Source organism: Caballeronia choica (genome assembly GCF_001544535.1).
GTDB lineage: Bacteria > Pseudomonadota > Gammaproteobacteria > Burkholderiales > Burkholderiaceae > Caballeronia > Caballeronia choica.
Genome location: NZ_FCON02000399.1, coordinates 1 through 1,911 on the forward strand (window position 1 = coordinate 1; position 1,911 = coordinate 1,911).

Annotated in this window: 3 protein-coding genes; all 3 read left to right on the forward strand. The window is 69.2% G+C overall.

From position 1 onward, the window contains the following. A partial coding sequence (gene atpD, locus AWB68_RS44425; protein ID WP_087650395.1) for a F0F1 ATP synthase subunit beta occupies positions 1-1,227 on the forward strand: 1,227 nt, incomplete at its 5' end. Continuing rightward, positions 1,224-1,655, forward strand: coding sequence for a F0F1 ATP synthase subunit epsilon (locus tag AWB68_RS44430; RefSeq protein ID WP_087650396.1), 432 nt, complete (start codon positions 1,224-1,226; stop codon positions 1,653-1,655). The genes atpD and AWB68_RS44430, both read left to right, overlap by 4 nt. Next, a partial coding sequence (locus AWB68_RS44435; RefSeq protein WP_087650397.1) for an AtpZ/AtpI family protein occupies positions 1,655-1,911 on the forward strand: 257 nt, incomplete at its 3' end. The genes AWB68_RS44430 and AWB68_RS44435, both read left to right, overlap by 1 nt.

The window sequence follows — 1,911 nt, forward strand, 5'->3', positions numbered from 1 at the left end:
CCGGTCGCGGTGCCGGTCGGCGAGGCGCTTCTCGGCCGGCTGATCGACGTGACCGGCGCGCCGGGCGACCAGGGCGCGCCGTTTCCCACCGACGTGCCGCGCCGGCCGATCCACCGCAACCCGCCGCCGCTTTCATCGAAGGGCGACACGACGCGCATCTTCGCGACGGGCATCAAGGTGATCGACCTGCTGACGCCGCTCGCCCAGGGCGGCAAGGCGGCGATGTTCGGCGGAGCGGGCGTCGGCAAGACGGTGCTCGTGATGGAACTGATCCACGCGATGGTCGAGCGTTACCAGGGCATCTCGGTGTTTGCCGGCGTCGGCGAGCGTTGCCGGGAAGGTCACGAGATGCTCACCGACATGCGCGGTTCCGGCGTGCTGCCGCGCACGGTGCTGGTCTACGGCCAGATGAACGAGCCGCCCGGCGCCAGATGGCGCGTGCCGCTCACCGCGCTGACGGTGGCCGAATATTTTCGCGACGAGCGTCATCAGAACGTCCTGCTGTTGATGGACAACGTGTTTCGCTTCGTGCAGGCAGGCGCCGAGGTATCCGGCCTGCTTGGCCGCCTGCCGTCGCGCGTGGGTTATCAGCCGACGCTCGCCACCGAAGTCGCCGGGTTGCAGGAACGGATCGTGTCGGTGGGCGAGGTCTCGGTGACGGCCATCGAGGCGGTCTACGTGCCCGCCGACGACTTCACCGATCCCGCCGTGACGGCGATCGCCGCGCACGTCGACAGCATGGTCGTCCTGTCCCGCTCGATGGCCGCCGAAGGGATGTATCCCGCCATCGATCCGATTGCGTCGTCGTCGGTGCTGCTCGATCCGCTTGTCGTCGGCGACGAGCATGCTCAGATCGCCATCGAAGTGCGGCGCGCCGTCGAGCATTACCGGGAGTTGCAGGACGTGATCTCGCTGCTGGGCGTCGAGGAACTGGGCGCGGACGACCGGCGCATCGTCGGTCGCGCGCGCCGGTTGCAGCGCTTCCTCACGCAGCCGTTCACGGTGACCGAGGCGTTCACCGGCGTGCCGGGCCGCTCGGTCCCGATCGCCGATACGCTCGCCGGGTGCAAGGCGATTCTCGCGGGCGAGTGCGACGCGTGGCAGGAGAGTTCGCTGTACATGATCGGCGCGCTCGACGAGGCGCGGGAGCGCGAAAGCAAGCTGTCCAAGGATGCTCCCGCTCAAACCCCAACGCCAGCGCCAGCCGCCGTGAGCGCCACGCCATGAGCCCCGCGCTGCGTCTGACCATCTCGACACCGTCGGTCATCCTGGTCGCGGATGCCGTCATCGTGGCGTTGCGCGCGGAGGACGAGAGCGGCAGCTTCGGCATCCTGCCGGGCCATGCGGACTTTCTGACGGTGCTGACGCCCTCGGTGCTGCGCTGGCGGGCAGCCGACGCGATCGAACATTTCTGCGCGGTGGAAGAAGGTGTCTTCAGGGTGTCGGAGGGTAGCAAGGTGAGCATCGCCTGCCGCAACGGCGTGCTGGGCGACTCGCTCGCCGATCTCCAGGCGCGGATCGACGCGGCGCACGCGCAGCGCATCGATAGCGGACGCAAGGCGCGCGTCGAAGAGACCCGCCGGCATGCACAGGCCGTGCGTGAACTGCTGCGCTATCTGCGGCCGGCATCGTCGACAGGTCGGGGTGGCGCGTGATGGAGCCCCACGACCACAACGACCGCATCGCCCGCGCCGCCAGGCGAGCCGTCGAACGCGAACGCAACGCGCGTGACGAACCGGAGCCGTCGCTTGGCAGCCGGCTCGGCCAGATCGGCATTCTCGGCTGGTCGATCGTGGTGCCGACGCTGCTCGGCCTCGCGATCGGGCACTGGCTCGACAAGCACTTTCACACGGGCGTTTTCTTTGCCGCGCCGCTGCTGATGGCCGGGGCCGCGTTCGGCCTCTGGTCGGC

Bases quoted from the DNA above. Each gene is read 5' to 3' on its own strand.
- AWB68_RS44430 (WP_087650396.1), top strand. From the start codon at position 1,224: ATGAGCCCCGCGCTGCGTCTGACCATCTCGACACCGTCGGTCATCCTG.